Origin of the sequence: Paenibacillus sp. PK3_47, assembly GCF_023520895.1 — a bacterium.
Classification (GTDB): domain Bacteria; phylum Bacillota; class Bacilli; order Paenibacillales; family Paenibacillaceae; genus Paenibacillus_AQ.
This window is the reverse complement of the sequence record NZ_CP026029.1, coordinates 1,553,670-1,579,370: the sequence shown is the minus strand read 5'-3', so window position 1 is coordinate 1,579,370 and position 25,701 is coordinate 1,553,670. Positions and strand designations below refer to the sequence as shown.

The window sequence follows — 25,701 nt, the reverse complement described above, 5'->3', positions numbered from 1 at the left end:
CCGCCCGTGACAGAGGTCATTAACGGCTGGATTGATTGGCTGCTGCAAAGTCTGGGCTTAAGCGGGCCGTATATTTTGTTCGCAACGGTTCCGCTGACGATTCTGCAGAGCCTGTTCGGATTTTTTCCACTGGCCATATTGATTGTGCTGCATGTATCGGAATTTAATGTAATCGGCGGTATGGCTGTCAGCTGGCTGGCCTGTAATCTGGGTGCAATTCTGGTGTATTTCCTGTTCCGCAGATATCTTTTTAACTGGTTCGACGGCAAATGGCGTTCTAAGCTGAAGCGGTATGACAAGTGGCAGCGGTATCTGGACCGGTATGGCATCTGGACGCTGGTCCTGCTGCGTACCGTCCCCATCGTTCCCAGCAACATCATCAATTTTATGGCGGCAGTTTCACCGATCAAGGCTTCGGCATACATCTGGGGAACCGTGCTCGGAAATTTGTCCTATATCTGGCTGTTCGGCACGATAGGCTCTTCACTGATTGTCCCCAGGGAGGAATGGAACGGATTTCTCGGCTGGTATGCTGTATTTGCCTTTATTCTGCTGGCAGTGTTTGTACGGCGCCACTGGGGCCACCTTCAGGAGGATAAGCGGAGCCGGATGCAATAGTACTTATTTTTTAATTGCAAAAGAACGTTCTTTAGGCGGCTGCCCGGAGAGCGTTCTTCTTTTTTGTCCGCTTCCCGAATAGCCTATAGTAAGCAGAAGCGGCTTGACCGCAGGCCGCCGGGAGGAGGAAGAGCTCATGGGCAGAATCAGGAAATGGGGCAGCCGGAGGGCGGTTATGCCAAATCTCGGCCGCCTGCGGCTGCCGAAGGTCAGCTGGAGCGGCTTGCCGAAGCCGCCGGGGCGCAGCCCGTCCTTCAAGGCAAAACCGGTAAAGCAGAGAATTCCAAGGCCGGCGGGGAAGAGTGCGGCCTTCAAAGCAAAACCTTCAAGGACAGGCGGGATGATGTCCGGAACGGCTGCCACATCCGGGGCCAAGCAAGCAGGCAGCCTGTTCAGACAGGCGGGCGGCGGCGAGCGGACATCAGGCGGAAAGACACATAAGCGGAGCAGACGGGGACGTTACTGGCTGATTGTCAGCCTGCTGCTGATTCTGGCTGTCATCCAGGGGCTGCGTTATGTGGAGCAGCATTTGAAGCCGCCGATTCTTCATCTGGCACAAATCCGGGTCAAACAGATTGCCACGGAATCGATTAATAAGGCGATTACTTCCCAGGTGGCCGACGGCGGCGATGCCGAGGCACTGATTGACTGGAAATCGGATAAAGAAGGCAAAATATCCGGATTTATGCTCAATTATAAAGAGCATATGCGGATCACTTCACAGGCGGCGCAGGTCATCCAATCCACGCTGCAGGAGCTGCATAACCAGACGGAATATATTCCGCTCGGGCAGGCGCTGGGCAGTCCGCTGATTGCCTCCTTCGGGCCGGATGTGCCGATCAAAATTGAGCCCCAGGGCGCAGTGAAAGTGGAGCTCAATACCCGCCAGAAGAATGCCGGAATCAATATGATTCTGGTCGAGGTCTATATTCATATCGTCACTGAGGTGGCGGTCGTCATTCCTTTTGATATGGAGCCGCAGGTGGTGGATACGGAAATCCCCGTGTCCTATCTGATGGTTGTCGGGGATGTGCCGATGTATTACTACGATAATCAGGGCCAGCCTGTCGGCGAGAATGGCAGCAGCGCTCCCGGGATCGCGATTCCTGCACCGTCTGTAAGCGGGGATGCCTCCGGAGCTGCACAGGATCATCCGGTAAAGGAAGAGACCGGAGGCAGTGAGGAGCAGAACAGCGGAAGCGGAAATGTTCCGCCTGAAAGCGGCAGCTCCGCTGACAATTCCAGCAATACGGGCAATGCAGGGAACGGCGGAACAGACACGGGAAGTGCTGAATAGGGGGAGAGCGGACACCGCTTACTCCAAAGCTGTGATTACTTTACTGTTAAATCAAGCCTTACTCTTATGGAGTATGGCTTTTTTTGTTTTGCGAAACCCCGTTTCACTGCCTGGAAGTTAAGGTTCATTTTTCTTAAAATGGATAAGATAAGGGAGACAGGCGGTAAAACTTGCAGAAAAGGGGAACGGCTATGGACAGTTGTCTGTTTATTCATGGCTTCACCGGGGGGATTCATGAGATTTCTCCATTGTCGCTATTCATGGAGCAGCATAATTATCATTCCAGAACATTCGCAATCAAGGGTCTCGGGGGCAGCAGACAGGATCTGCTTCAAGCGGACCGGCATGAATGGCGCAGAGTGGCAGAGGAGGAACTGCAAGGCTTGCTGAAGACGGGGAACCGTGTCCATCTGATCGGTTTTTCTACCGGGGCGCTTATCGCTTCCTATTTATCAGTGCAGTACCAGGCGCGGATCAAGTCTCTTACGCTGCTCTCCGCGCCGGTCTTTCCGCTGAATACTTTAGAAATTCTGAAAACGCTGGGCAGTGTAAGCATGCTCAGAAATTATCTGCGCAAATTCGGCTCCACACCGGCGAAAGCGACAAGGGAATTCCAGCGGCTGGTCCGCGAGAGCTTCGAGATTTATCCGCGTATTGAGATTCCGACCCTGATTGTTCAAGGTAAAAGAGACCATCTGGTGAAGACCAAAAGTGCCGGCTTTCTGCAGCAGACGATCCCTTCCAGCCTCAAACAGGTAATGATGGTGGAGAACAGCGGACATATGGTCTGCCATTGCCAGGACAGTGAGCGGATTATGAAGGAAGTGCTGCAGTTTATTAAAGGTACCGGAGAGCAGATTTCTGTATAAATGTTCGGCCGGTTACATTGACAACGCATACAGCGCATGATAACTTTTATTGAAGGAAACCGGTTTCTCGTAACCGGTATCCAGAATGACCTGTACATAGGCTTTTAAGACACAAGAACAAGGGTGAAATAAGCGGATAGAGCAGGAACGGCTCCTATACAGGACCGCTCCCTGCAAGCGCCGGCCTGCTTCAGCTCCTCCAGGTGGATGACCGCACTATCAGCTCAGGCTCAAGCAGTAAACGGTCACCTTGGCCTCCCTGTCCTTCAACCTGTTCAAGCAGTAAACGGCCCGCAGCTGCACCCAGCTGAAAGGTATCCATATTTAACGAGGTTAGCGGGGGGGTTGTATAGCGGGACAAAGGATAGTCATCGAATGTGGCGACGCCAAGCTGTGCAGGGATGGCAACGCCCAGCTCGCTGGCGGCCTTGAGCACGCCGAATGCGGCATAGTTGCTCATGCAGATGATCGAATCCGGCGGATCTCCGCTTTGCAGCAGCCCTCGGGCTGCCAGATAGCCGTCTTCTTCATCTGCAGCCCCGTTTATGATCCGGTCGGTCCGCACAGTGAGGCCTGCCTGCCGCAGAGTACCCTCATAACCGGCCAGACGCCGGGTGAAGAGCATACTCTCCTGCTGCCCGCCTACAAAAGCTACGTCCGTATAGCCCTGCTTCAGCAGATGTCCGGTCAGCATTGCCCCTCCTGCCTCATTGTTACAGTCAACCCAGGCTCCTGCAGATGGCAGCTCCCCTATGGAAACGTAAGGGAACCCGAGCCTGTTCAACTCCGCACACATCTCCTCAGTCAGCACCGAAGTGTTGGCGATAATACCGTCAACCCGTTTGCCCAGCACCAGAGAGCTCAGGAAGCCCCCTTCCGGATCACTGTTCTGGACATTGGCAATGGTCAGATCATACTTTAACGTACCTAGCACGCTTTCAATACCTCCGATAATGCTGTAAAAGAACTGGTTCAGGAATTCACTTTCTTTGGACATATCAATCAAGAGGCCGATGGTGGAGCTGTTTTGTCTGGCTAACCGGGTTGCCGTGCTGCTTGGGGTATAGTTCATCTCTTTCATGATGGCCCTGACCCTGAGCTTAGTTTCCTGTGAGATTCTGGGGGAATCATTCAGCACCTTGGATACGGTCGACTTGGCAACCCCTGCTGCTCTTGCAACATCAGTAATGGTAACTTTCATAATCAATCCTCTCGCCATAACGGAATTTGTACAAATGGCAGATGTAAGTTGGTGCAGTTCTGCTCTTTTTTCAAAAGAAACAGGATCGGCAGTGTATGGGGAGTATGAATGAAAATGAGCTGCAGGTTATGAACTCATTTTGCGGCGTTACTTTGCCATAATAACAGAGTTCGTGCAAATGTGATAATTCACGCGTTTAAATCCTATCGGTCCAAAAGATTGATTTCATTACAGCACAATACAGAAGGAGACTGTAAAATATGCCTAACCGCTGGTTTTTGTATCATACTGCTGAGGATCCCTTTGCGTACCCGGCAGGCGAGGGTATTCTGAAATTGCGTTTATTTGTGCAGAACGGTCTTCAATTGTCCTGTACCGTCATTCACTCGGACCGGTATGATTCACCTGGAAGCGAGGTCCCCCTGCAGATGGAGAGAATCGGCTCAGCCGGAGCCTATGAGATTCATGAAGCTCTGGTCCGGACGGAGACCGGCAAATGCCGGTACTTGTTCCATGCCAGAAATCCCGCCGGTGAATATGTATGGTTCGGGGAGCGCGGGACTTCTGAAAACAGGGAGAGGGCAGGTTCTTTTCAGTTTGCGTATCTGCATGCTCCCGCAGCGCTGGTGTTGCCTGCATGGAGCACGGGAGCCGTTGTCTATCAGATTTATCCCAGCAGCTATAACCGCGGAACCCTGGAAGGCATCACAGAAAAAATGCCCTATCTGCAAAAACTGGGCGTGACCGCAATATACATGACTCCGATTTTTGAATCTCCTTCTGATCATAAATATAATACTTCGGATTATTACAGAATTGATCCCGGCTTTGGAACCAAAGAGGATCTGAAACAGCTGGTGGACGAGGCGCATGCCTGCGGCATCAGGGTTTTGCTGGACGCGGTATTCAATCATGCGGGGGATACCTTTTTTGCCTTTAAGGACGTTCTGGAAAATGGTGAACAGTCCCGTTACAAGGACTGGTTCTTTATCCGCTCCTTTCCGGTGCAGCAGCATCCGTCACCTGCTTACGAGACGTTTGCGAACGGTGTGGCACAGATGCCTAAGCTGAATATGAATCATCCGGAGGTAGCCGATTATATGCTCGCTGTGGCCAAATACTGGGTGCGTGAGGCAGGGATCGACGGGTGGCGCCTGGATGTGGCGAATGAAGTGAATCCGCTGTTCTGGCAGCGTTTCCGGAGGGAGCTGAAGGCTGAATTTCCTGAGCTGCTGCTCATAGGAGAGATTATGCATGCTTCCGGCCCCTGGTTAAGGGGAGACCAGTTCGACGGCGGGATGAATTATGTTCTGCGTGAGGCCGTGCTGGAATTTTTTGCCCAGCAGTCAACAGGACCTATCCGGTTCATGGAGCAGGTGCTGCATCAGGAAGCCCTGTATAATGATCAAGCCAACATGGGGATGTTCCAGCTGCTGGGCAGCCATGATACGCTGCGCTTTCTGACGGCCTGCAAAGAAGGCGGGCGCGGCTGGGACAGAGAGAGCACGGCCATGCGGCGGATGCGGCTGGCTGTTTTTTTTCAGATGACCTATACCGGGATACCGATGATCTACTACGGAGATGAAATCGGCATGGAAGGGGCCACCGATCCGCACTGCCGGAAGCCGATGATATGGCAGGAGCAGGAGCCTGCAGGAGAGCTTTACAAGTGGTACAAGCAGTTAATTTCCTTGAGAAGAAAATATGACACCCTGCAAAAAGGCTCCTTCCGTCCCTGGTTTACGGATGAAGTGCGGGGTGTCGTTGGGTATGTTAGACGCTTTGAGCAGAATAAAACCGGCATGATTATCAATAACTCCCCTAACCATTACCAGCTGCAGCTGCACACCTTCTGTCCGGGCAAAAATGTGCTCACCGACCTGCTGACCGGGCTGACCATCCGGAATACAGGGCGGATTCTTGTCGAAATCGAGCCGTTTGGCTGCCTGATGCTGAACTGAAGCCAGCTGCTGCAGCGCAGGCAGGTTAGTCTTTGGTCAGTTTTTTATTTTTGTTTTTGCGGAGGTCCCGGAACTCCTGATTCTCCCATTGCTTGAGCAGAGGGTAGGGATCAAAGGCCCACTCGGTAATCCCCCGGTCACGGTAAATGCCATAGTGCAGATGCGGCGGGAATTTGCCCTGTGTTCCGGGCTTGCCGTATCCGGAGCTGCCGACCCAGCCGATGGTCTGACCGGGCGAAACGATGTCTCCACGGGAGAGGGATTTCTCAAACCCGGATAGATGTGCGTAATAATGGTAGCGGTTCTCGATATCACGGATACCGATCCGCCAGCCTCCGTACCGGTTCCAGCCTTTTGTTTCCACTATGCCGAAGCAGGTGCTGCGTACGGTCATGCCGTGCGGGGTGAATAAATCGGTGCCTTCGTGAATCCGCGCCCCGCCCCAGCTTCTGCCGGTACCCCAGGTACTGCGGTAGGCATAGGTTGTTCCGACAGGCAGCGGAAAGGCGCTGCCCGACAGATCCAGCCGGCCGAAATGTTCGTACAGCCTGGCGAACTGCGCGATACGCTGGGCTGCGCGGCCGTTACGGTAATATTCCCAGACGCCGATATTGAAGTCGCTTTGCGAATGCCCGTATTTCAGCAGATGGCTGGCCATACTGTACAAAAGGTCAGCGTCATTCTCCGGATCGGCTTTGCCGTCTCCTGAGCCGTCCCGGCCGAAGCCTCCGAAGAACTGGATGGAATCCGGGGATGTGTCCTCCTGGTCGGGATTCAGCGGACCGGACCATACCGGTGCAGGAACGGTAATTCCGCATATCCGCGCAGGAGCTTCCGCATTGGCTTTTTTCTTGGCGATGCTGCGCTCGTATTGGTCTATGGCAGCGAACCGGAACCAGGGGATTCCGGTGGCAGCGCTCATTTGATCATACAGCTCTTTGCGCGCATCAGTCAGGCTGGTTGCACTTCTTACCGGAGCACTGCCGGATCCGGCTTCTGCAAGGCTGTAGTTCCTGGCGGCGTCTGCGGCAGCGGTATGTCCGGCTCCCCACAGCAGAAGAGCTGCAGAGAGGCAGATTACGGCTTTGCGGTTTCTTGTGTTTCTGAACAGGGCCGGCATCATCACTACCTCCTAAGTTCGATTAGCTCCGGATAATTGCTTTTTCTTTAATTTGAGGCAAAATGGCTGTTTTTATCCGTTTCAGATGAAAGCGAAATTTCACAAAAACAGGCAATTGCCGGAATCACATGCTATAATATGAGGCAGCAACTTTCTGCAGGTGAAGCTTATTATTCAGGCGAAAGCGGGGTCTACCATTTTGACTAAGAAAACAGCCAAACAGCCCAAGCCAGACTGGATCAAGATCAAGTTAACAACCGGAGATAACTATCAGGATATAAAAGGCATGATGCGTTCCAAAACTTTACATACAGTATGTGAAGAAGCGCGGTGTCCGAATATTTATGAATGCTGGGCGAACCGCACGGCAACCTTTATGATCCTGGGGGATATCTGCACCCGGGCCTGCCGCTTCTGTGCGGTCAATACAGGACTGCCCACCGAGCTGGATCTGCTGGAGCCGGAACGTGTGGCGGAGGCAGCTGAAGGAATGATGCTGAAGCATTGTGTGGTGACCAGTGTGGCCCGCGATGATTTGAAGGACGGCGGTGCGCAGATCTTTGCCGAAACGGTCGCTGCGATCCGCAAGCGGCTCCCGCTGTGCAGTGTGGAGGTGCTGATACCGGATTTCCTTGGAGACCGGGAGAGCCTGCAGATTGTCATGAACAGCAACCCGGATATACTGAACCATAATATTGAGACCGTGGAACGGATGTCTGACCGTGTGCGTGCCAGAGCCAAATACCGCCGTTCCCTGGAGCTGCTGCGCCGGGCCAAGGAGATGAAGCCGGATATCCCTACCAAATCAAGCATCATGCTTGGGGTAGGCGAGGAATGGGACGAAATCCTGCAGGCTATGGATGATCTGCGGGCAGTGGATTGTGATATATTAACGTTAGGGCAGTATCTTCAGCCCTCACCCAAGCATCTTCAGGTAGAAAAGTACTATCCGCCGGAGGAGTTTGCTCTTCTGAAGGAGGAGGGCCTCCGGCGCGGCTTCAGCCATGTGGAATCCGGTCCGCTCGTCCGCAGTTCCTATCATGCGCATGAGCAGGTCAAGTCTGCTGCGAAGACCCGTGAGGAGCGTTCGGTTCTGAAGTAGCTGGATTTTCTCCATCTAATTTTCATTCAGAAACCGAAATGACGATAGTAGATGGAAAAACTCCATTTAATTGCACCGATTACGCGTGCTAACCTGCTTTTGGCCTGAAATAAGTGGCATAATTCCAACTAACTCCCGCAAAACGTAAGAAATGCCGGAATTAGGTGGAGGAAATCCAACTAGGCTTCAACCCGCTTATTACTTAAACTAACTATTAACTGGGGCGTGTGAAAAGGCCTGGCGTGGAGCCAGGCCGCCGCGTGACGGAGTCACAGTGGTTAGGTTTTTAGTCTTTTGGGTTTTTAGTCTTTGGTTTTTTGGTCTTTGGTTTTTTTGTTTTTAGTTTTCAGATCTTAGGGTTCAGATTCTTAAGGTCTTAAGGTTTTTTGATTTTTGGGGGTGAGAGAGCTGATTTGAGCGTCAGCGAAAGAAGCTCTCGGGAACTGCTGCTGCTCCCCCCGCAGAGTTGATGGAGTCATGGAGAGGGATTTTGAAATTGGAGGAGCGGCAGCGTCCGCCTTTGTTGTCTGATTTCAACCGCAGTGCGGTTCGATCAGGAAATCAGACAACAACAGCGGCCGGAAATTCAAAATCCACCGGAGTGACCGCTCCATCAACTCTCTCCTCTAACTCAAATTGAAAGGCAGGCGACAAACGCTTGATCGTTATAGGTGGAAAAGGCTACGAGCTTGTGCTCGATCATAAGGACGGCTGGAACCCGGAGGCGTTTCGCGGGAGATACAGCGAGGTGCTGGACCGTTACGATTATATTATCGGTGACTGGGGCTACAGCCAGCTGCGCCTGAAGGGCTTTTACCGGGACAACCATCCAAAGGTGAACCGGGATACAGCAATTTCAGGCATGGTGGATTACATTAATGAATACTGCAACTTCGGCTGTGCATATTTCGTGCTGCATAAGCTGAAGGAACTTCCGAAGGACGGTACCTACAAGGACATCCTGGTTAAGGATACCCATACTCCCGAGCCCCGGGCAGAGGACGGCACAGAACAAGCTTCTGCAGAACCGGCAGCTGCGGTCAGAGAGCAGCGGGAGAATCCGGCCAGAACTTCCTCCGGCCAGACGGCAGCAGCCCGAGACAGGGATGCCGGAGCAGGCGGAAGAGATCATTCGGCCAAGGAAAGACCTGTGCGTGAGCATCAAAGCCGGAATCACCGCAGCAAGGAATCCCATCACAAAAAAAACAACCGCCCGCCGCGGGAGAATCAGAATCAGCCGCAGAATACAAACCGTACTGAGGGTTAAACCTTCACAATATTTTATTTAAAAAGAGCCGCAGCAGCCATTTTCATGGCTGCTGCGGCTCTTTTTCTGCTGCACTATATAGATTGAACGTAAAACTAGATTTTGGGAGAAGCGGCGGAGGAGAAGTTTGGAACTGTAGGAGCGCTAGCGTCCGCCTGAAAGCTTTAAAAAAATTATTTTACAGATAATTTCAATTGCTTGGTCCCCGCATTATAGCTCCAGGTCAAGGCCGGGAATTTCTTCTGGAAAGCACTCAGCTCGATATAGATCGTGCTCCCCTTAGAAAGAGCATCGCCCGAGGCCTGGGTAAAGCCGAAGCTTTTGCCTGCACCGTTGGTCAGGACGGCCTTTTTGTTCTTGGCATCCCATGTATAATCACTTTCCATGAGGGCAGACAGTACCTCGGCCGAAGCATAGGTTTTGTTGTTCTGCTTCACCAGGCCGACATTCCCGGCAAAGGGGCTGCCGTTAATATCAAGGATGTGGCTGTCACCGGAGGCTGTAATGCCAGTCATTCCGGCAATTTGCAGGGCCGTAATCAGCTGGGCAGTTTTGCCCTGGATTATAATATCCGGTTTCAGGCCGATATGGTTAAAATCCTCTTTGTTGGGCGTCAGGTATTTCTGGGTTGTCAGCTTCAGCATATCTCCGCCCGACAGAGGCAGCAGGCTTTGAATTCTCGCTTTGCCGAAGGAGCGTGTGCCGACAATAGTAGCCAGCTTGTTGTCACGCAGTGCTCCGGTTAATGCTTCCGAGGCGCTGGCGGTGTATTCGTTGGTCAGTACAACAACTGGTACGCCGATTTTGCTGCCGTCTGTAATCGTTACTGGTGTCAGCGTCCCGCTCTGGTCGGAGGTGTAGAGCATGATGCCTGAATCAATAAATTTGCTGGCAATGTTGTAGGCCGAATCCATATAACCGCCTGTATTGTCCCGCAGATCCAGGACCATTGATTTCATGCCGCCTTTGCGCATACGCTCCAGAACAGCGGCGAATTCTTCATCTGCGGTTTGCGTGAAGCCGCTTATGGAGATGTAGGCGATCTTTTGACCCATCAATTTGCCCGTAACCGAAGTTGAAGCAATGGCGTTACGTGTAACCACTATAGATTTGGAAGCGCCGTTTCTGGACACGAGCAGAGTGACTTTGGTACCGGCAGCCCCGCTGAGCTCATCGCCTTCGGTTTCCAAGACCGGAACCCCGTTGATCTTCAGGATCGTATCGCCGCGCTTCAGCCCTGCTTTCTCTGCCGGAGAACCGGGCATAACCTCCTCGATGTAGAGCTCTTCCGGAGATTCGCTTATGGCCATTTTGATGCCGATACCGACATACTCCAGGTCTACCTGATGCTCAAACTCTTCAGCTTCCGCACTGTCAAAATATTGGCTGTAAGGGTCATTCAGGGTCTCGACCATCCCGTCAATAGCCCCGCGGATCAAGGTGTCCTCATCGACTCCCTCCAGATTATAATTGATCAGGTACTCCATAACCTCATCAATCAAGGCCTTTTTGGAAGCTTCCTGTGCGCTGTCCGCGGCTGATGCAGCCGGTGCAAAAATAACGGACAAAGCCAGACAGCCGCTGAGCACAGCGCCGGCTAATTTAGCTGGTTTCATACATACATACATCCTTTATCTCCGATTTATTAGGGCAGAAGCACCGTCCTGAAGATTAATTGTCGTAATACAGGCTATAAAATTCATCAATGGTCCAGTCATCGCCGGCTGTTTGGGACAGAATCAGAATCTGCGACTGCTTGTAGCTCTCCCCGGTCTCTGCTTCCGTCACGGTAGACTCGGTAAATACAGCTGCTTCGCCTGCAGCAAAGTAATAAATGTTGGAGGCGTCAAGGGTATAGCTGAAATCATAAGCATCAAAGTAGTCCAGCATGTCAGCCTTGAGCGCATCGTCATAGTCTTCACCGTAGGAGGTCATTACGGCAAGGGTCCCGTCTAGGTTCTCTTCAGTCATGGCCTGATAATATTTGCTGACACTGCTTTTAATCGCTGCAGCATCGTTTTGCGGAACAGGGGCCGCCTTCATGCCTTGCTCACGGGTGAGCAGAACGGTGCTGTTCTCCAGGTCCATGCCGGAAATTTGCCATACCCCGTTATTGCGGACAAGGGTATACAGATACTCAATCTGCTCATCCGGGATATAATAACCGCCTGTACGGATTTCCTTCTCGGAGGTATAGACGGTAGCTTCGTTCCCTTGGAGACTGAGGATTTTGAGGCTCTCAATCGTAGTCTTTCTGTCATAGAGTTCAAAACCGGCATCCATCTCGGCTGTCAGATCCGCGTTGCTGCCATCATCAACTATAAGCGAATAAAAGCCGGCTGCATTTTCTTCATTATAATATTTGTTGGACAGTTGGATTAATTCCTTGATGGCTTTCTCGTCGGCTGCTGCGGTGGAGACAGATGTATGGATCTGCACACTTCTGGAAGCAGCTTCCCAGAGGGCTGTACCGCCGGTAGCTTCAGCTACAAAACGGAGAGGGACATAAGTGGTGCCGGCGCGGGTGACCGGAGCTGTGGAGACTTTTTTGACGGTGCCGTTAACGGTTGCCCGGTTGCTTCCGATTTTGAGGCTGATCGTCAGATCGGGGCTTGTACCGGTTACAGTGCCTGTTTTGGCATCCCAGAGCACCTGCAGCCCCAGTTTCTCAAAAATGACCCGGAAGGGTACAAGAACCGAATTATTCTCCAGATACGGAGTACCGGCGGTAAACGAAATATTGCTGCCGTTAATATAGACCTTGATCGGTTTGTCAGCCGCAAAGGCTGGAACGGCCAGCATCAGTGCCAGCAGTCCGGCCCCTATGAATGATACTAATTTCTTCAACAGTTTTCTCTCCCCTTTAATATAGCAGCACTATGTAAAATAGGTTCATTATACCATTTGATTTTTCCCTCTGTCTATCCATTCATGTTAGCTATAGTCAAATAAAATATTAAATATTTCAATGGCAGACAGGCAGAAAAAAAGCCGGGAATGCGGTCAGGCTGCATTGTCCGGCTTAAACATAATCTTCCTCTTATCAGACCAGAAAGGCTTCGCGTACCCGGTTCCAGAAGGGGAACGGACGGTACCTGGCAAAGCTGACTTTTTTGTCAGAGACCTGGCAGCGTACAGAGATCAGATCATCTACGGGAATATTGTTGTGGTCTATGGTGAGCAGCAGGCGCTGATCCTTGCGCGAAAAAATATCACAGTGATGATGCTTCGGCAGCAACAGCGGCGAGCCCATGGTACGGAACACACGATTGTTAATTGAGGCAATCTCGGCAATCTGGAGGGCTTCAATGGAAGGGTGAACCATGGCGCCTCCAAGACTTTTGTTATATGCAGTACTGCCTGAAGGTGTGGAGAGGCACAAGCCGTCCCCGCGGAACATCTCAAAGGTAACATCATTAATGTCGACCTGGATGACAACCGTTCCGTCAACGCCTTTAAGCGTGAACTCATTCAGGGCAATATGCGAGGTGGAACCGGATTTCTTGTGAATTTCCAGCTCAAGCAGCGGGTACTGCACGATGCGCGGTTTATGCGGAGCTGCATCTCCGGTTCCGCACATATAGTCGATCAGCGTCGGGAGTTCTTCGGCCTGCCAGTCTGCGTAGAAGCCGAGGTGGCCGGTATGGACGCCTACAAATGCCAGATTAGGGATCTGGTCGATAAAAGTATGAAAAGCATGCAGCATGGTTCCATCTCCGCCAATCGAGATGACGATTTCCGGAGACTCGGCATCCAGCTCCAAATCCCGCTCCGCCGCCAGCTTGTGAAATTGCTCCGCAAGTTTAATGGACAAGTCGTCTCCGCGGTCCAGAACATAATATCTCAAGATGTACAGGCTCCTTTGTCTGATTCAGTCATACTCCGATCATAATCAATCTTGACCTGGAAAACAATATTTGAACAGGGAAAAGACTGGAACCGCGGAGCTGCCAGAGGACGCTTTTGCAGGTCAGCGGCGCTGCCAAAGGCCTTGCATCCTGCGGAGCAGCAGGATCAGCAGGGACAGAAGTGAAGCAGCAATAAGCAGCATAGCCAGCAGGCTAAGGCTGAAGGCAAATCCTTGAACCGGTGAAGACAGGCCGGCAGCAGCAGGCAATGAACGGAGGGACACGGACAGCCCTGAATTCATCACAGGCTCCCAAAGGATAAGGAGGAGTCCGGCTGCCAGCAGGGCATGAACGAGACGGGCAGCCATAAAAGGCAGGTAACGCAGTCCGGTTCCGTTCAGGATGCTCGCCACCTGGGCATGGACCGATAATCCGCCCCAGGAGAGGATAAAGGCGGCTGCGGCTGCTTTGAACTGCAGGGGAACAGAGGTTGAAGCTTCTCCCGCCGAACGTGCTCCAAGGGTCACCTCGAACAAGCCGCTGACAAGCGCTGCCGACATCTCTTCGGGGAACCCTGCCAGGGAGAGCAGCCGGTCAGTGAACGTGAACAGTGAGGACATAATTCCGGCGCGGTCCAGCAGCTCCATCAGCACGGTGAAGAATACAACCAGCCCTCCAACGACAATAATAAGCTGCAGCGAGGATTGAATGGCTCCTTTCAGCAGCTCGCCAATGCTTCGCCCGTCCTTGCGCCGGGCCTCTGCCATGGAACGCAGTGCCATGCGCAGGCGTCCGGTGTGCAGTTCATTTGAAGCCTCCCGGACTGTAGTACGGGGTGCAGGCTTCCCGGATTGGCTGACTGAATTCGGAGCTTCCTTGTCCCGGCGGCCATAAAATGACATTAAAAAACCGACGATCAGACCCCCGCCGTAGTGGGCAAGCGCAAGTACCAGTCCAAGGGACGCATCATGAAAAAAACCGACAGATACGGCACCAAGCAGGAAAATCGGATCAGAGGAGGTGGTGAATGCAACCAGCCGCTCCCCCTCGACCCGGCTTATAAGCTGCTGCTCCCGCAGTTTGGCGGTTAATTTCGCGCCAACTGGATATCCTGATACGTATCCCATCGCGGCCACAAATCCGCCGGCTCCCGGAATGTTGAACAGCGGGCGCATCAATGGATCAAGCAGGGCGCCGAACAGGTGGACAACGCCAAAGCCGAGCATAATCTCGGAGATGACAAAGAACGGAAACAGGGAGGGGAACAGCACGTCCCACCAGATGGACAGACCGCGCAGTGCGGCGGTCAGCGAGCTTGCCGGATGAACCAGCATCAGCAGCATGCATCCGGCAAGGAGGAGCCCCAGCACAGGGACTGCAAGCCTTTTTAGAATCATAAGCAACGCCTCCAAAGTCTATGGTTAGATGTATGCCCAAAGAAGGACAAACAGCACAAAAAAATAGGAAAGCGGTTGCATTTTTGCGGTGTTTTTTTGCCTGGATTATGATATCATTAAGTTAAATAACGACACCTTTTTTGTAATGATATTAAGGGATGGAGTGATGGTGATGAGCGTAGTTGCCGGAGTTCTTGTTTGTGCGTTTGTATATGTGATCCGGGCCTCCCTCGTCCCCCCTGGTGATGAGGAATTTCGGACCTATTAAATAATGATGACGCTAAACCTAGGTTTAGCGTCTTTTTTTGTTATAATGAACAAAGACATTATATTAATAAGCAGAAAGCGGGTAACCTCCGATGAATCCAAATAAAAGCCTTTATGACAATCTGGGAGGGGCAGAGGGACTTCACCGCCTCGTGGAAGTGTTCTATGCCAAAGTGCAGCTGCATCCGCAGCTTGGCCCGTTATTTCCTGAGGACATTGCCCCTGTCATGGAGAAGCAGTATCAGTTTCTGACCCAGTTCTTCGGCGGTCCTGCGCTGTATTCCGAACTGCACGGCCATCCGATGATGAGAGCAAGGCATATGCACATTCCCATAACGCCTGCCCATGCAGACGAATGGCTGGAATGCATGAAGGAGGCACTGGAGGAGACCGGGGTCCAGGAACCGCTGCGCTCCTTTGTAATCAGCCGCCTGTCCGGTCCCGCACATCATTTTGTCAACACGCCCCAGGAATAATTAGTAGATGATCGTGAAAGGATGAGGGCAGTTGTCAGAATTAATACCCCTGTACTCCATAAAGGTTACATGCTGTAACTGTGAGCATGAATTTACGACCTCACGGGTACGTCCAAGCCTCAAAAGAGCCGTACGCCGTGACAGCGACTTCTGTTCATACTATAAGAATGAGAATCCGGATTATTACGTGGTGCGTGTCTGCCCCAAATGCGGATTTGCTTCTACGGAGAATTCGGCCGACAAGCTGGCTGACTGGCAGCGCAAAGCGTTCCATGAGCAGGTGGGCAGCCGCTGGACCCCCCGTGACTTCGGAGAGAAGCGCAGCCTGGAGACAGCGCTGGAAACGTACAAGCTGGCGCTGCTCTGTGCCCAGAGCATTAACGACAAGAACCGGATTCTTGCCAGTCTTCTGCATCATATTGCCTGGATGTACCGCTATCAGGGAGATGTGGAGCAGGAACAGCGCTTTCTGCGTTATTCACTTGATGAATATATCAAAGTATTCGAAAATGACGGAATGGGCGGAAATGACGCGCGGCTGATGTATCTGATCGGCGAGCTGCACCGCAGGGTAGGAGATTTTTCGAGTGCTGTGAAGTGGTTCTCACGGCTGATTAACGACCAGCGGATTATGGATGCGGCGATGATCCGTGCGGCGCGTGAGCAGTGGACGCTGCTGCGTGAGCAGATGCGCGGGGAGGATACCGATCCGGAAAGGCTGCAGTCCGGGTTCTAGAATAATCCCCACAAAGTGTGGCTTTGCTTCGGCACGTATTCAGGTACTTTGCGGGGACCCCATATCTGTGTTGTTTAAATGAATAAACAAAAGGCGCAAAAAGAGGGCGGTCTCTTTTTGCGCCAGTAAGTCTGTACTGTGAAACTGCCTGCAGCGTTAGCGGACAGCGCGGTCGAACAGCAGATAGTCCCCGTCTGTATCAATTACCGCGAGGCTTACATTGCAGCAGGGGAAGACCAGCAGCTTCTTTTTACCGTCACGGACAGTCTGCAGCTCCTTGGGTCTCATTGGAAGGAGTACGTTCTCCTTGTTGCAGAACGGGCAGTACTGCACGTACATATCGCCCAGGATAATGTCATAAGGCCAGGTGTGGCTAAAAGGAATCATTGCTCATCCTTCTCTTCAGACGCAGCCTCTGCCGCAGATGGTTCTGTGCCCGGCTTCTTGGACAGCTCGGCAATTTTTTGCAGCAGAATATGTTGAGGCATATGCATCAAGTGTTCCAGAGGAACGCCCAGCTGTTTGGATAAGGTGATCGCTGTCTCCGGTGAAATTTGCAGTGGCTTCATGTTGCAGCCCTCCTAAAAGTTTTGTTAGCGTTGCTTCGCTTGGAATGACTTCGGCAAAACTCGCATCGGAAGCATACGCTATATACTTAAAGTTATTCGTACTTCACTTTACCATGGCCTAGGGCCAAATACAAAGAAAACCAAATGAACAAAGGGATGGTGGAATTATGAAACAGTCGTTGTCTCTGACCTGGGAGCTCGATTCAATTTTTCCGGGAGGCTCGGCCTCTCCGCAGTTTGCAGAATTTCTGGCCAAGCTTGAGGCTGATATTGAAAAATTGAGCCGGCAGGTTGCGGATTCCGTACCTCCGGCAGATGTGGAAGCTGCACAATCCTTGGATGAGGTCATTGAGCTGCTGCAGAGCTGTTCAGGCCGTCTGATCCAGGCTTCCGAATTCACCGGTTGTCTCGGGGCACAGAATCAGCAGGACAAGGGCGCAGTGCGGCTCTCCTCCAAGGTAACAGGCATGCGCGCCGGCTTTGAAGGGATCAGCTCGCAATTCGATAATGTGCTGCGACTGACGCCGGATGACGTATGGTCGGCCTGGATGAAGCGTCCGGAGACGGCTCCGCTCGCCTTCGTGCTCAGTGAGAGCCGTGATCTGGCCCGTGAAAAAATGAGTCCGGAGCTGGAGAGCCTGGCACTTGAGCTGGCAGTTGACGGATACCACGGCTGGAGCGAGCATTATGAAACGATCGTCAGCTCGATTCAGATTCCTTACGAGGATGAGGAAGGGACGCAGCAGCTGTCTGTCGGCCAAGCCTTTAACAAGCTGGATGATTCCGATCCGCAGGTCCGCGCGGCCATGTTCCGCAAATGGGAAGAGGCCTGGTCCGGAGCGGCAGACTTCTGTGCAGATACGCTTAACCATCTGGCAGGCTTCCGTCTGAACCTGTACAAAGGCCGGGGATGGGATGATGTGCTGAAGGAGCCGCTGGCCATTAACCGCATGTCGCAGCAGACGCTTGATAAGATGTGGGAGGTCATTACCGAGAGCAAACCGGCACTTGTCTCCTACCTCCAGCGTAAAGCCAAGGTGCTTGGACTTGAATCCCTGGCCTGGGTTGATGTGGATGCACCGGTCGGACAATCCTCCGGCAAAATATCGTATGAACAGGCGGCAAACGACATTGTTGCGCAATTCCGCAAGTTCAGTCCGAAGATGGCGGATTTTGCCGAGCATGCATTCGACAACAACTGGATTGAGGTTGAAGACCGTGCGGCCAAACGCCCCGGCGGCTTCTGTGTTTCCTTCCCGGAAAGCAAAGAGTCGCGCATCTTCATGACTTACAGCGGTACCCCGTCCAATGTATCGACACTTGCCCATGAGCTTGGACATGCTTATCATTCCTATCTGCTGGATGACCAGCCGTATTTTAACCAGAATTACGCCATGAATGTAGCGGAGACGGCTTCTACTTTTGCAGAGGTGATTGTGGCTGATGCGCAGGTGAAGGCGGCGTCCGGCAGCGAAGAGAAGCTGGCACTGCTCGAAGCGAAGATTCAGAACAGTGTGGCTTTCTTTATGAATATCCATGCCCGCTTCCTGTTCGAGACACGGTTTTATGAGAAGCGCAAGAAAGGTCTTGTGAATGCTGAAGAATTGTCAGCGCTGATGGAAGAGGCGCAAAAGGAAGCCTTCTGCGGCGTGCTGTCAGAGTATCACCCGCATTTCTGGGCGTCCAAGCTGCATTTTTACGCTACAGATGTGCCGTTCTACAACTTCCCTTATACTGTCGGTTATATGTTCAGCACAGGGCTGTACCGTCTTGCGCTGCAGGAAGGGCCATCCTTCGCTGACAAGTATGATAATCTGCTGCGGGATACCGGTGTGATGACCCTTGAGGACCTGGTATCCAAGCATCTCGGGGTTGACCTCTCCGAAGCGGATTTCTGGCAGGGGGCTGCTGATCTGATTATTGCGGATATCAATGAATTTTTGGAAATGACCTCGCAATTTGCCTGAGAATATGTCTGAACTGAGACAAATTCATATTATTTTGAATAAGTAAAATGAAATACATGAAGTAGAAATACGCAAAAGCCCCTGTTTAGGGGCTTTTTTGGACTGCTTATATGTCGAAATATCTCATATTGTGATGTGGAATACCTTGTTTTTTTATGAAAACACGCATATATAGGGATATTCACCCAATTATGTTGAATAATGTTGTACGCCATAAGTTACTGTCCTATAATGAGCCTAAAGCCTTATATAAGGGCTGCTAAGAACATTTGCGAAGCAGGTTTTATGTCATGAAATGAAGTGAGTAAGCCACGTTCATAATCTAAGTTGATGCTTATGGAGCACAACAAAACTTTTAGGGGGATCTCTATGTTAAGAACGGAACAGCTATCGCTTGCAAGACAGGTGGATTTGGTATTCAAGGAGCTGCAGGAGGAATTGTCGGGATTATCTTCGGGTACAGTGTTCATACAAATCAGGAATAATGCCATCGGCAAATTTGGCATCCGCCATAATCCGTTAACCGGGCGGAGCGGGGCATTTACGGCAGCGGAGGAGGGGCTGACCCCGGGACAGCAATCCTCTTTCCGTCTTATGGCGCTGGAGAGCCTGAAATACAAGCGGCGCTGGACCCATGGCGAAATCAGCTATGAGTTTGCCGTCCGCCAGGGAATGATAGTTGTCGATGCCACCCTGGAGTCTAACTACAATATGGCCAACCTGATGATAAGGTACCCCCGCAATCCTCAGACTGCCGAGTCCTCTGACCAGTCTTACGGCTGATGATTACATAGAACCAAAAAGCCCGCCTGCGCTTCGGCGAGAAGCGCAGGCGGGCTGTAAAGCTTCTCCGGCTTCAGGCCAAAGCCTGCCGGATCAATCTACTTAAGATAAGGCTGTGTTACGCACGACCGGACAGTTGTTGCTCTGCCAGTTGTACAAGACGTTTAGTGATGTAACCTCCCAAAGAACCAGTTTCGCGGGAAGTATAGTTACCGTAGTAACCATCTTGTGGAATCGTTACTCCAAGCTCTTGAGCTGCTTCAAATTTCAGTTGTTGCAGCGCTGCAGTCGCTTGTGGAACGACCAGGTTGTTACGGCTGCTACGACCTTGACGACCTCCTTGACCTGCTTGACCCATGTGTGTCACCTCCTTCGTCCGTTGTGAAGATAGTATGGGCGCGAGGTGAGCAAATCATGCACGGTTTCGGAAGTTTTTAAGGATGGTAATTATATGCAATTCAAAGGCTGGGATAGATCATCTCAAGCGCACTGTTCAATACCAGTGTCTGACCCGGCTCCAGCGTGATAATTCCGGTAAAAGAAGAGTCTTTGTGAAGGTTGGGCCCGTTGGGCAGCCAGGTGTAGGGTTCAATGCACAGAAACTGTTCCGCCTGTCCTTTGGTATAAACAACCCAGTGGCGGAAATAATCCGGATCTGCAGTATAGCGGAGCCCGTATCCGTCATCACGCAGCAGAAGAGCTTCTGCAGGCTGCCCGTCCGCGATCCGCAGCACTGTATCCAGGTTCTTGCCTTGAAGATTCAGCTTCCCGTTCAGGGACTGGAGGCTGCCTAGCGGAAGCAGGTTGCCGCTGGTCATGAGCTCACTGTTCAATTCATACACGCTGTCAGCAGGCAGGCTCAGATTCCAGCGTTCAGGTTCGCCGTCAATCATGAACCAGGTGTGGTAGCCGATGCCAAAAGGAATCCGCCGGTCTCCCAGGTGAGTAATTTTGAGGTTCTGCTGGAGCCGGGCATCCTGAAGCCTGAAGGTCATTTCAAGCTTAAGCGGTGCAGGCAGCTGCCTCATCCATTGCTCATCATCCGCTGTCTTGAACTCTGTAGTTACTGCGCAGCCGTCCTCGTCCTCTTCAATATCACTGACGCACCAGGACTGCTTGCGGTGGAGGCCGTGAATATGATGGTCTCCGGGCGCGTTCCTGTCGAACTGGTAGCTTGTGCCCTCAAAGCTGAACTGACCCTTGTCAATCCGTCCGGGCGGTACCAGCAGCGGCATGCCGAAATGGTACGGCTTCTCCAAATAATAGTCCAAGTCGCTTTCATCAGGCCGGCGGAGAATTTCCCGGTTCTCCTTGTGGTCCCACATGGAAATCACGTTGTTTCCCAGTCGCGGCAAAAGCGTGACATCCAGTTCACGGCTATGCAAAATGTAGGTGTCATACCCGCACCACTGCCCTTTGGTCACCTGTTTCATGAGAGATATGCTCCTTTAACTTAACTTTATCTGATAGAACGCGGATACCTTTATCATAACAGATTTATCTTTTACATGGATAAACGATTTGACAACTTCCCTGTATCGCTCTATGATGAATGCAATCATAAATGATGACAATGTGATGACAGGGACAAGTAAGCGGAAATTGCTTCTTCAGAAAGCCGGTGGGTGATGCGAACCGGTAGAACACTTCCGGCTGAATGGACCCTTGAGCGCCGAGCTTGAACAGGCTGAGAAGCCCCAGTAGACCGGCCGTCTCTTCCCCGTTAACGGAAGCCAAGGCTGTATTGTTTACGTCCCTACACAGGGGAGCAGACAGCGAATAAGGGTGGTACCACGGTCTCACGTCCCTTGCGGATGTGGGCTTTTTTGTGTTCCTGGAAGATGGATTTTAAATTTATGGAGGGTGTATTTTATGAGTAAAAAAGTATTGTCAGGCATTCAGCCCAGCGGTTCACTGACACTCGGAAACTATATTGGCGCGATCAAAAATTTCGTGAAGCTGCAGAAGGAGCATGAGTGCTTCTTCATGGTCGTGGATCTGCATGCCATTACGGTTGCCCAGGACCCCGCAGCGCTCCGCGAGAATTCTGAATCTGTAGCTGCACTGTATCTTGCGGCAGGTATCGACCCTAAAATTGCGAACGTCTATATGCAGTCCCATGTAACGCAGCATGCCGAGCTGGGCTGGATTTTGACAACGCTGACTGCAATGGGCGAGCTGGAACGGATGACCCAGTTCAAGGATAAATCTTCCGGAAAAGATTCAGTCGGAGCGGGCCTGTTCGTGTATCCTTCGCTGATGGCTGCCGACATTCTGGTCTACAATGCCGATCTGGTACCGGTTGGTGAAGACCAGAAGCAGCATCTGGAGCTGACCCGTGATCTGGCCGGACGGTTCAATCACCGGTTTGGCGATTTCTTTACCGTACCGGAACCGTACATTCCGGAAGTGGGGGCCCGGATTATGTCCCTGGATGATGCCGGTAAAAAAATGAGCAAAAGCAACCCGAATGCCGGCAGCTATATTGCACTGCTGGATCCGCCGGATGTCATCCGCAAAAAAATCAGCCGGGCAACAACCGACTCGGGCCGTGAAGTGGTGTTCGATCCGGCGAACAAGCCGGAAATCAGCAATCTGATGAGTATTTATGCCGAATGCTCCGGGCTGAGCCTGCAGCAGATTGCCGACCAGTATGAAGGGCAAATGTATGGCGGATTCAAGAAGAACCTTGGTGAGGTTCTTGTAGCGACGCTTGAACCGCTCCAGCAAAGATACCAGGAAATCCGGAGCTCCGGTGAGCTTGGCAATATCCTGGCTGAAGGTGCTGAGCGTGCCCGGATTGTGGCAGCGCAGACGCTTGCCGGTGTTAAGGAGCGGATGGGCTTCCTGCCTGTACGTTAAGAGGATTGCCCGGCGCTGCCTTCCTGCCTGCGTCTCAGTTTAGCCTTGAGGATAAATCCCCAGCCGATATTCAGGATACAGAGAACGCCAAGCAGCAGTGAAATCCAGATGTTAAAGCTGATCGAAATTGAAGCAGCCGTAAGAATGAGAATTGAAGAGCATGCGAACCAGAGTGAGAGACCTTTGCCCATAAATGTCAGCCTTCCTTTCTGAATAACAGTCTGAATAATCCCGCAGCGCTCCCGCGCTGCGGGATTTTGGTATGTGAGATACAATGGCCGGCTGTAACGGATTGATTCACTTTTTTAAAGTGTAAACGCTTTATGGTGATTGTGCCTTAGAAGCGGATTGGCGTCAAGTGGCGGAATATCTCCATACAGCAAAAAGAGATGCCGGCAAGCCGGACATCTCTTTCTGATCCTTAAAGTTTGACTGTTCCCGGATCGATAGCGAACCGCTCGTCAAGCTTCTCGCTGCTCAGCCAGCCTACATAGGTATTCAGCGCGTTGTATTGATGGTCCATGACCAGCACGGCGACGAAAGGGAATTGCTTGCGGTGTAAATAACGCACATCTCCCCAGCGTACAATATAGCCTGAGGGCAGTTCCTCAACCTCGGCCACAGCATAAGAAGTGAAGTACAGGAAAGCCTGGATATCCGGATGGGACTTGGAATGCTCAACCGCGGGGTGAGTGGAGCACACCGCATGTTTGAACCATTCCAGCCGGCCTCCGTTCAGCAGGCCGACATTGTAGCTGCCGTCCGTCTTTGCTTTGACCACATTCCAGCGGGTCGGTGAGATTGTAGGTATAACGTAATAGCGGTCGCCTGCATCATGGTGGACATCCTTGTTTTTGATATTCCGGGTAATCCGGGCATGCACAATAGTCCGCCATATATAGTAAAGCACAGTACAGGCATACAGTGATACAAACAGCGGCGCCGGAGGAATAATCCCGGTGATCCAGAGTATAATGGCTGCCGTGTGGCTGCCGAATATAAACGGATCAAAGATATGGATAATATTCCAGGCAATCCATTTCTCTGTGAATGGGCGGGCTGCCTGGGTACCGTACGTATTGAACAGGTCGGAGAACACGTGGACGGCGACGCCGATGAAGCTCCACAGTGCAATATGACTTAGAGAAGTCCCGTCCGTCAAACCGAATACCGGTCCGATAACCAGTGTGATTAAAGCCGGCCACAGCAGCAAAAAGGGCAGTGAATGGGTAATGCCCCGGTGGTTGCGGATATACAGCGCGTTGTCCTTGAGGCGCAGTGCAGTGTCGGCATCCGGTGCCTGTGAAGCCAGAATAGTGGCCACCATTACAGCCGCGGCCAGTCTCGGTTCGGAGGCGACAACAGGGTCAACGAAGGACAGACCGGCGAGTCCCAGGCCCATGACAAAATGTGTAGCGGTATCCATTGGCAGATCTCCTTTGTACGGAAGTTCTCTATTAATAACTACCCATTTTTGCGTTCAGTTATTTAGGAAGGAGTAAATAAATAAATTCACGTAATTGTCGAATTGATGAACATCTTGGTCAATGATTGTCAAAGTCTTTCGCGGTTTGTTATGATAAACTTAACAGCGGAGCGGATAACTTTCTCAATAAAGAACGTTGATTCCGACTCCAGCGGAACGTCAGAAGTCCCTAAGAAGGAGGAACACCAAAACGTGGACAATCAAATAAGATATCAAGCTTCTTCTGATTCCGCAGCCATGTCTGCCAAATCGCCCCCGGAAGGCGCCAGCTGGCGCGATTTTATTACGGTCACCAAGCCGGGTATTATCCGCTCCAATCTGATCGCCGCATTTGCAGGATATTGGGTGGCATCAGGCTGGGACGTGCAATACGGCAAACTGATTTTAACGTTGCTCGGCACGATGCTGGTGATGGCCTCGGCATGTGTCTTTAATAACTATTTTGACCGTGACCTGGATATGAAGATGGAAAGAACCCGGGAACGCGGTCTGCCTACCGGAAGACTGAAGCCAAACACGGTGCTGCTGTACGCCATCGGGCTGGGCATAGCCGGTCTGGCCGTGCTGTTTGCTTTTTGCGGAGTGCTTGCAGGGCTGTTCGGCATTGTCGGCATGTTCGTGTATGTAGTAGTGTACACCCTCTGGCTCAAAAGAACATCCACCTGGAGCACCTCGGTAGGAGCGATCTCAGGTGCCATGCCTCCGGTTATCGGCTATGTGGCTGTTACGGGCAAGGTTGATCTCGGTGCCTGGCTGCTGTTCGCCATGCTGTTCCTGTGGCAGCCGCCCCATTTCTGGGCGCTTGGCATCCGCCGCAAGGAAGAGTACAGAGCCGCGGGCTTTCCGCTGCTTCCGGTAGTCAAAGGAACACGGCGCACGAAGTTCCAGATGATTCCTTACGTGGCGCTGCTGCTGCCGATTCCTGTACTGATGTACGTATACGATTATGCCGGTATTTTCTATCTGGTCATTTCAACCGCCCTGTCTCTGGCGTGGCTGTATCTGACCCTGAACGGCTTCAAGGCGAAGGATGACGATGCCTGGGCCAAAAAGAACTTCTTTTTCTCCATTAATTATCTGACAGTCAGTCTGATTGTACTTGTACTGAATACGATTCATGGTTAAGAAGGGAGAATGCCTGTGCAGACCTTGAAAAAATACAAATGGACCTGGATATTGCTCGTGCTTGCCTTGGGAATGGCTGTTTATCTGGTGGCTGATTCCACGGCTTTCGGCAAAGAAAAACTGCCGGTGATCGGGGAGGTACAGGATTTCTCCCTCGAAAATGTGGACGGTGAGCAGATTACATTAGCTGATACGCAGGGGAAGGCGAGGCTGGTCTATTTCTTTTTCACGGAATGCCCGGACGTTTGCCCTATAACCACCTTTATGCTGTCCCAGACGCAGGATCTGCTGAAACAGGACGGCAGCTTCGGTAAGGACGTGGAGTTTGTGTCGGTCTCCTTTGACCCGGAAAATGACACACGTGAGGCGATCAAGGCATTTGCCGACCGTTTCCAGGCCGATTATAACGGCTGGTACTTTCTGCGCGGGGATCAGGAGCAGGTGAGGAAATTGGCGGCTGATTCTTTTAAAGTGTTGATTGCCGGCAATAACAAGGATAACTTTGCCCATGCCAATCTTATTGGTCTGGTGGACCGTGACAACCGCCTCCGCGGGCTGTATGACGCAGGGGATACGGAGAATGTGACACCGGAGTTTCTGGCGGATACCGTGAAGGATTTAGCACGTGAATAAAAGATGTGAGATAGTCTGAAGCCATTGTCAGCGCATTATGCGCAGGCGGTGGCTTTTTTATTTAATGGGCTGGAGAAAGGTAACGGGAGATTAATTTAAGTGAGTTAACAACGTTTC

The 25,701-nt window shown here is 51.8% G+C and carries 25 protein-coding genes; 13 read left to right on the top strand and 12 right to left on the bottom strand.

Annotated elements, in window-relative coordinates:
- Nucleotides 1–6: 6 nt before the first annotated feature.
- The 3 genes from C2I18_RS07145 to C2I18_RS07135 all read left to right on the top strand — a co-directional run bounded on the left by C2I18_RS07145 (nucleotide 7) and on the right by C2I18_RS07135 (nucleotide 2,784).
- On the top strand, nucleotides 7–618 hold the full coding sequence (locus C2I18_RS07145) for a TVP38/TMEM64 family protein (protein WP_249900566.1): 612 nt from the start codon (nucleotides 7–9) through the stop codon (nucleotides 616–618).
- A gap of 136 nt (nucleotides 619–754) precedes the next feature.
- Nucleotides 755–1,915: a sporulation protein YunB gene (gene yunB, locus C2I18_RS07140; protein WP_481857888.1), complete on the top strand. Its 1,161-nt coding sequence runs from the start codon at nucleotides 755–757 to the stop codon at nucleotides 1,913–1,915.
- A 191-nt stretch (nucleotides 1,916–2,106) separates the two neighbouring features.
- Complete coding sequence (locus C2I18_RS07135) at nucleotides 2,107–2,784, top strand: alpha/beta hydrolase (RefSeq protein ID WP_249900565.1); 678 nt, start codon at nucleotides 2,107–2,109, stop codon at nucleotides 2,782–2,784.
- 190 nt (nucleotides 2,785–2,974) lie between these two features.
- On the opposite strand, the gene C2I18_RS07130 is transcribed toward C2I18_RS07135, so the two are convergent.
- Nucleotides 2,975–3,985, bottom strand: coding sequence for a LacI family DNA-binding transcriptional regulator (locus C2I18_RS07130; protein WP_249900564.1), 1,011 nt, complete (start codon nucleotides 3,983–3,985; stop codon nucleotides 2,975–2,977).
- A gap of 260 nt (nucleotides 3,986–4,245) precedes the next feature.
- On the opposite strand from C2I18_RS07130, the gene C2I18_RS07125 reads away from it, so the two are divergent.
- Nucleotides 4,246–5,946: a glycoside hydrolase family 13 protein gene (locus C2I18_RS07125; RefSeq protein WP_249900563.1), complete on the top strand. Its 1,701-nt coding sequence runs from the start codon at nucleotides 4,246–4,248 to the stop codon at nucleotides 5,944–5,946.
- 25 nt (nucleotides 5,947–5,971) lie between these two features.
- Here the strand turns inward: C2I18_RS07125 and C2I18_RS07120 are convergent, their stop codons facing one another.
- On the bottom strand, nucleotides 5,972–7,066 hold the full coding sequence (locus tag C2I18_RS07120) for a M23 family metallopeptidase (RefSeq protein ID WP_249902031.1): 1,095 nt from the start codon (nucleotides 7,064–7,066) through the stop codon (nucleotides 5,972–5,974).
- Between the two features lie 199 nt (nucleotides 7,067–7,265).
- On the opposite strand from C2I18_RS07120, the gene lipA reads away from it, so the two are divergent.
- The gene (lipA, locus tag C2I18_RS07115; RefSeq protein ID WP_249900562.1) at nucleotides 7,266–8,168 is read left to right on the top strand and encodes a lipoyl synthase; all 903 of its coding nucleotides are present in this window, start codon (nucleotides 7,266–7,268) and stop codon (nucleotides 8,166–8,168) included.
- A 658-nt stretch (nucleotides 8,169–8,826) separates the two neighbouring features.
- Nucleotides 8,827–9,435 (top strand): YutD family protein, encoded by a 609-nt coding sequence (locus C2I18_RS07110; RefSeq protein WP_249900561.1) that lies wholly within the window; start codon nucleotides 8,827–8,829, stop codon nucleotides 9,433–9,435.
- 173 nt (nucleotides 9,436–9,608) lie between these two features.
- Here the strand turns inward: C2I18_RS07110 and C2I18_RS07105 are convergent, their stop codons facing one another.
- The 4 genes from C2I18_RS07105 to ylbJ all read right to left on the bottom strand — a co-directional run bounded on the left by C2I18_RS07105 (nucleotide 9,609) and on the right by ylbJ (nucleotide 14,680).
- A complete protein-coding gene (locus tag C2I18_RS07105) occupies nucleotides 9,609–11,051 on the bottom strand; it encodes a S41 family peptidase (protein WP_249900560.1) in 1,443 nt (480 codons plus the stop codon).
- A gap of 55 nt (nucleotides 11,052–11,106) precedes the next feature.
- Nucleotides 11,107–12,282: a copper amine oxidase N-terminal domain-containing protein gene (locus tag C2I18_RS07100; protein WP_249900559.1), complete on the bottom strand. Its 1,176-nt coding sequence runs from the start codon at nucleotides 12,280–12,282 to the stop codon at nucleotides 11,107–11,109.
- A 196-nt stretch (nucleotides 12,283–12,478) separates the two neighbouring features.
- Nucleotides 12,479–13,282: an NAD kinase gene (locus C2I18_RS07095; protein ID WP_249900558.1), complete on the bottom strand. Its 804-nt coding sequence runs from the start codon at nucleotides 13,280–13,282 to the stop codon at nucleotides 12,479–12,481.
- Between the two features lie 123 nt (nucleotides 13,283–13,405).
- Nucleotides 13,406–14,680, bottom strand: coding sequence for a sporulation integral membrane protein YlbJ (ylbJ, locus tag C2I18_RS07090; protein WP_249900557.1), 1,275 nt, complete (start codon nucleotides 14,678–14,680; stop codon nucleotides 13,406–13,408).
- Nucleotides 14,681–15,039: 359 nt separating this feature from the next.
- Between ylbJ and C2I18_RS07085 the strand changes: the two genes are divergently transcribed.
- On the top strand, nucleotides 15,040–15,423 hold the full coding sequence (locus tag C2I18_RS07085) for a globin domain-containing protein (protein WP_249900556.1): 384 nt from the start codon (nucleotides 15,040–15,042) through the stop codon (nucleotides 15,421–15,423).
- 31 nt (nucleotides 15,424–15,454) lie between these two features.
- Nucleotides 15,455–16,159 (top strand): DUF2225 domain-containing protein, encoded by a 705-nt coding sequence (locus tag C2I18_RS07080; RefSeq protein WP_249900555.1) that lies wholly within the window; start codon nucleotides 15,455–15,457, stop codon nucleotides 16,157–16,159.
- Nucleotides 16,160–16,315: 156 nt separating this feature from the next.
- Here the strand turns inward: C2I18_RS07080 and C2I18_RS07075 are convergent, their stop codons facing one another.
- Nucleotides 16,316–16,546 (bottom strand): hypothetical protein, encoded by a 231-nt coding sequence (locus tag C2I18_RS07075; RefSeq protein WP_249900554.1) that lies wholly within the window; start codon nucleotides 16,544–16,546, stop codon nucleotides 16,316–16,318.
- Nucleotides 16,543–16,728, bottom strand: coding sequence for a YycC family protein (locus tag C2I18_RS07070; RefSeq protein ID WP_249900553.1), 186 nt, complete (start codon nucleotides 16,726–16,728; stop codon nucleotides 16,543–16,545). Before C2I18_RS07070 ends, C2I18_RS07075 begins: the two co-directional genes overlap by 4 nt.
- Nucleotides 16,729–16,895: 167 nt before the next feature.
- On the opposite strand from C2I18_RS07070, the gene C2I18_RS07065 reads away from it, so the two are divergent.
- Both C2I18_RS07065 and C2I18_RS07060 read left to right on the top strand, forming a co-directional pair.
- The gene (locus C2I18_RS07065) at nucleotides 16,896–18,695 is read left to right on the top strand and encodes a M3 family oligoendopeptidase (RefSeq protein ID WP_249900552.1); all 1,800 of its coding nucleotides are present in this window, start codon (nucleotides 16,896–16,898) and stop codon (nucleotides 18,693–18,695) included.
- A gap of 369 nt (nucleotides 18,696–19,064) precedes the next feature.
- Entirely contained in the window at nucleotides 19,065–19,478 is a 414-nt protein-coding gene (locus C2I18_RS07060) for an O-methyltransferase (RefSeq protein WP_249900551.1), read from the top strand.
- A 118-nt stretch (nucleotides 19,479–19,596) separates the two neighbouring features.
- On the opposite strand, the gene C2I18_RS07055 is transcribed toward C2I18_RS07060, so the two are convergent.
- Nucleotides 19,597–19,836, bottom strand: a complete 240-nt coding sequence (locus C2I18_RS07055; protein ID WP_249900550.1) for an alpha/beta-type small acid-soluble spore protein — start codon at nucleotides 19,834–19,836, stop codon at nucleotides 19,597–19,599.
- Nucleotides 19,837–19,936: 100 nt separating this feature from the next.
- On the bottom strand, nucleotides 19,937–20,911 hold the full coding sequence (locus C2I18_RS07050; protein WP_249900549.1) for an aldose 1-epimerase: 975 nt from the start codon (nucleotides 20,909–20,911) through the stop codon (nucleotides 19,937–19,939).
- 439 nt (nucleotides 20,912–21,350) lie between these two features.
- Between C2I18_RS07050 and trpS the strand changes: the two genes are divergently transcribed.
- Complete coding sequence (gene trpS / locus C2I18_RS07045) at nucleotides 21,351–22,340, top strand: tryptophan--tRNA ligase (protein ID WP_249900548.1); 990 nt, start codon at nucleotides 21,351–21,353, stop codon at nucleotides 22,338–22,340.
- Here trpS and C2I18_RS07040 read toward each other — a convergent pair.
- Both C2I18_RS07040 and C2I18_RS07035 read right to left on the bottom strand, forming a co-directional pair.
- On the bottom strand, nucleotides 22,337–22,531 hold the full coding sequence (locus C2I18_RS07040; protein WP_249900547.1) for a hypothetical protein: 195 nt from the start codon (nucleotides 22,529–22,531) through the stop codon (nucleotides 22,337–22,339). The genes trpS and C2I18_RS07040 overlap by 4 nt on opposite strands.
- A gap of 230 nt (nucleotides 22,532–22,761) precedes the next feature.
- Nucleotides 22,762–23,766, bottom strand: a complete 1,005-nt coding sequence (locus C2I18_RS07035) for a metal-dependent hydrolase (RefSeq protein WP_249900546.1) — start codon at nucleotides 23,764–23,766, stop codon at nucleotides 22,762–22,764.
- Between the two features lie 252 nt (nucleotides 23,767–24,018).
- Here C2I18_RS07035 and cyoE point away from each other — a divergent pair, with 252 nt between their 5' ends.
- A complete protein-coding gene (cyoE, locus tag C2I18_RS07030) occupies nucleotides 24,019–24,951 on the top strand; it encodes a heme o synthase (RefSeq protein ID WP_249900545.1) in 933 nt (310 codons plus the stop codon).
- A 9-nt stretch (nucleotides 24,952–24,960) separates the two neighbouring features.
- Nucleotides 24,961–25,584: an SCO family protein gene (locus tag C2I18_RS07025; protein WP_342760334.1), complete on the top strand. Its 624-nt coding sequence runs from the start codon at nucleotides 24,961–24,963 to the stop codon at nucleotides 25,582–25,584.
- Nucleotides 25,585–25,701 lie beyond the last annotated feature (117 nt).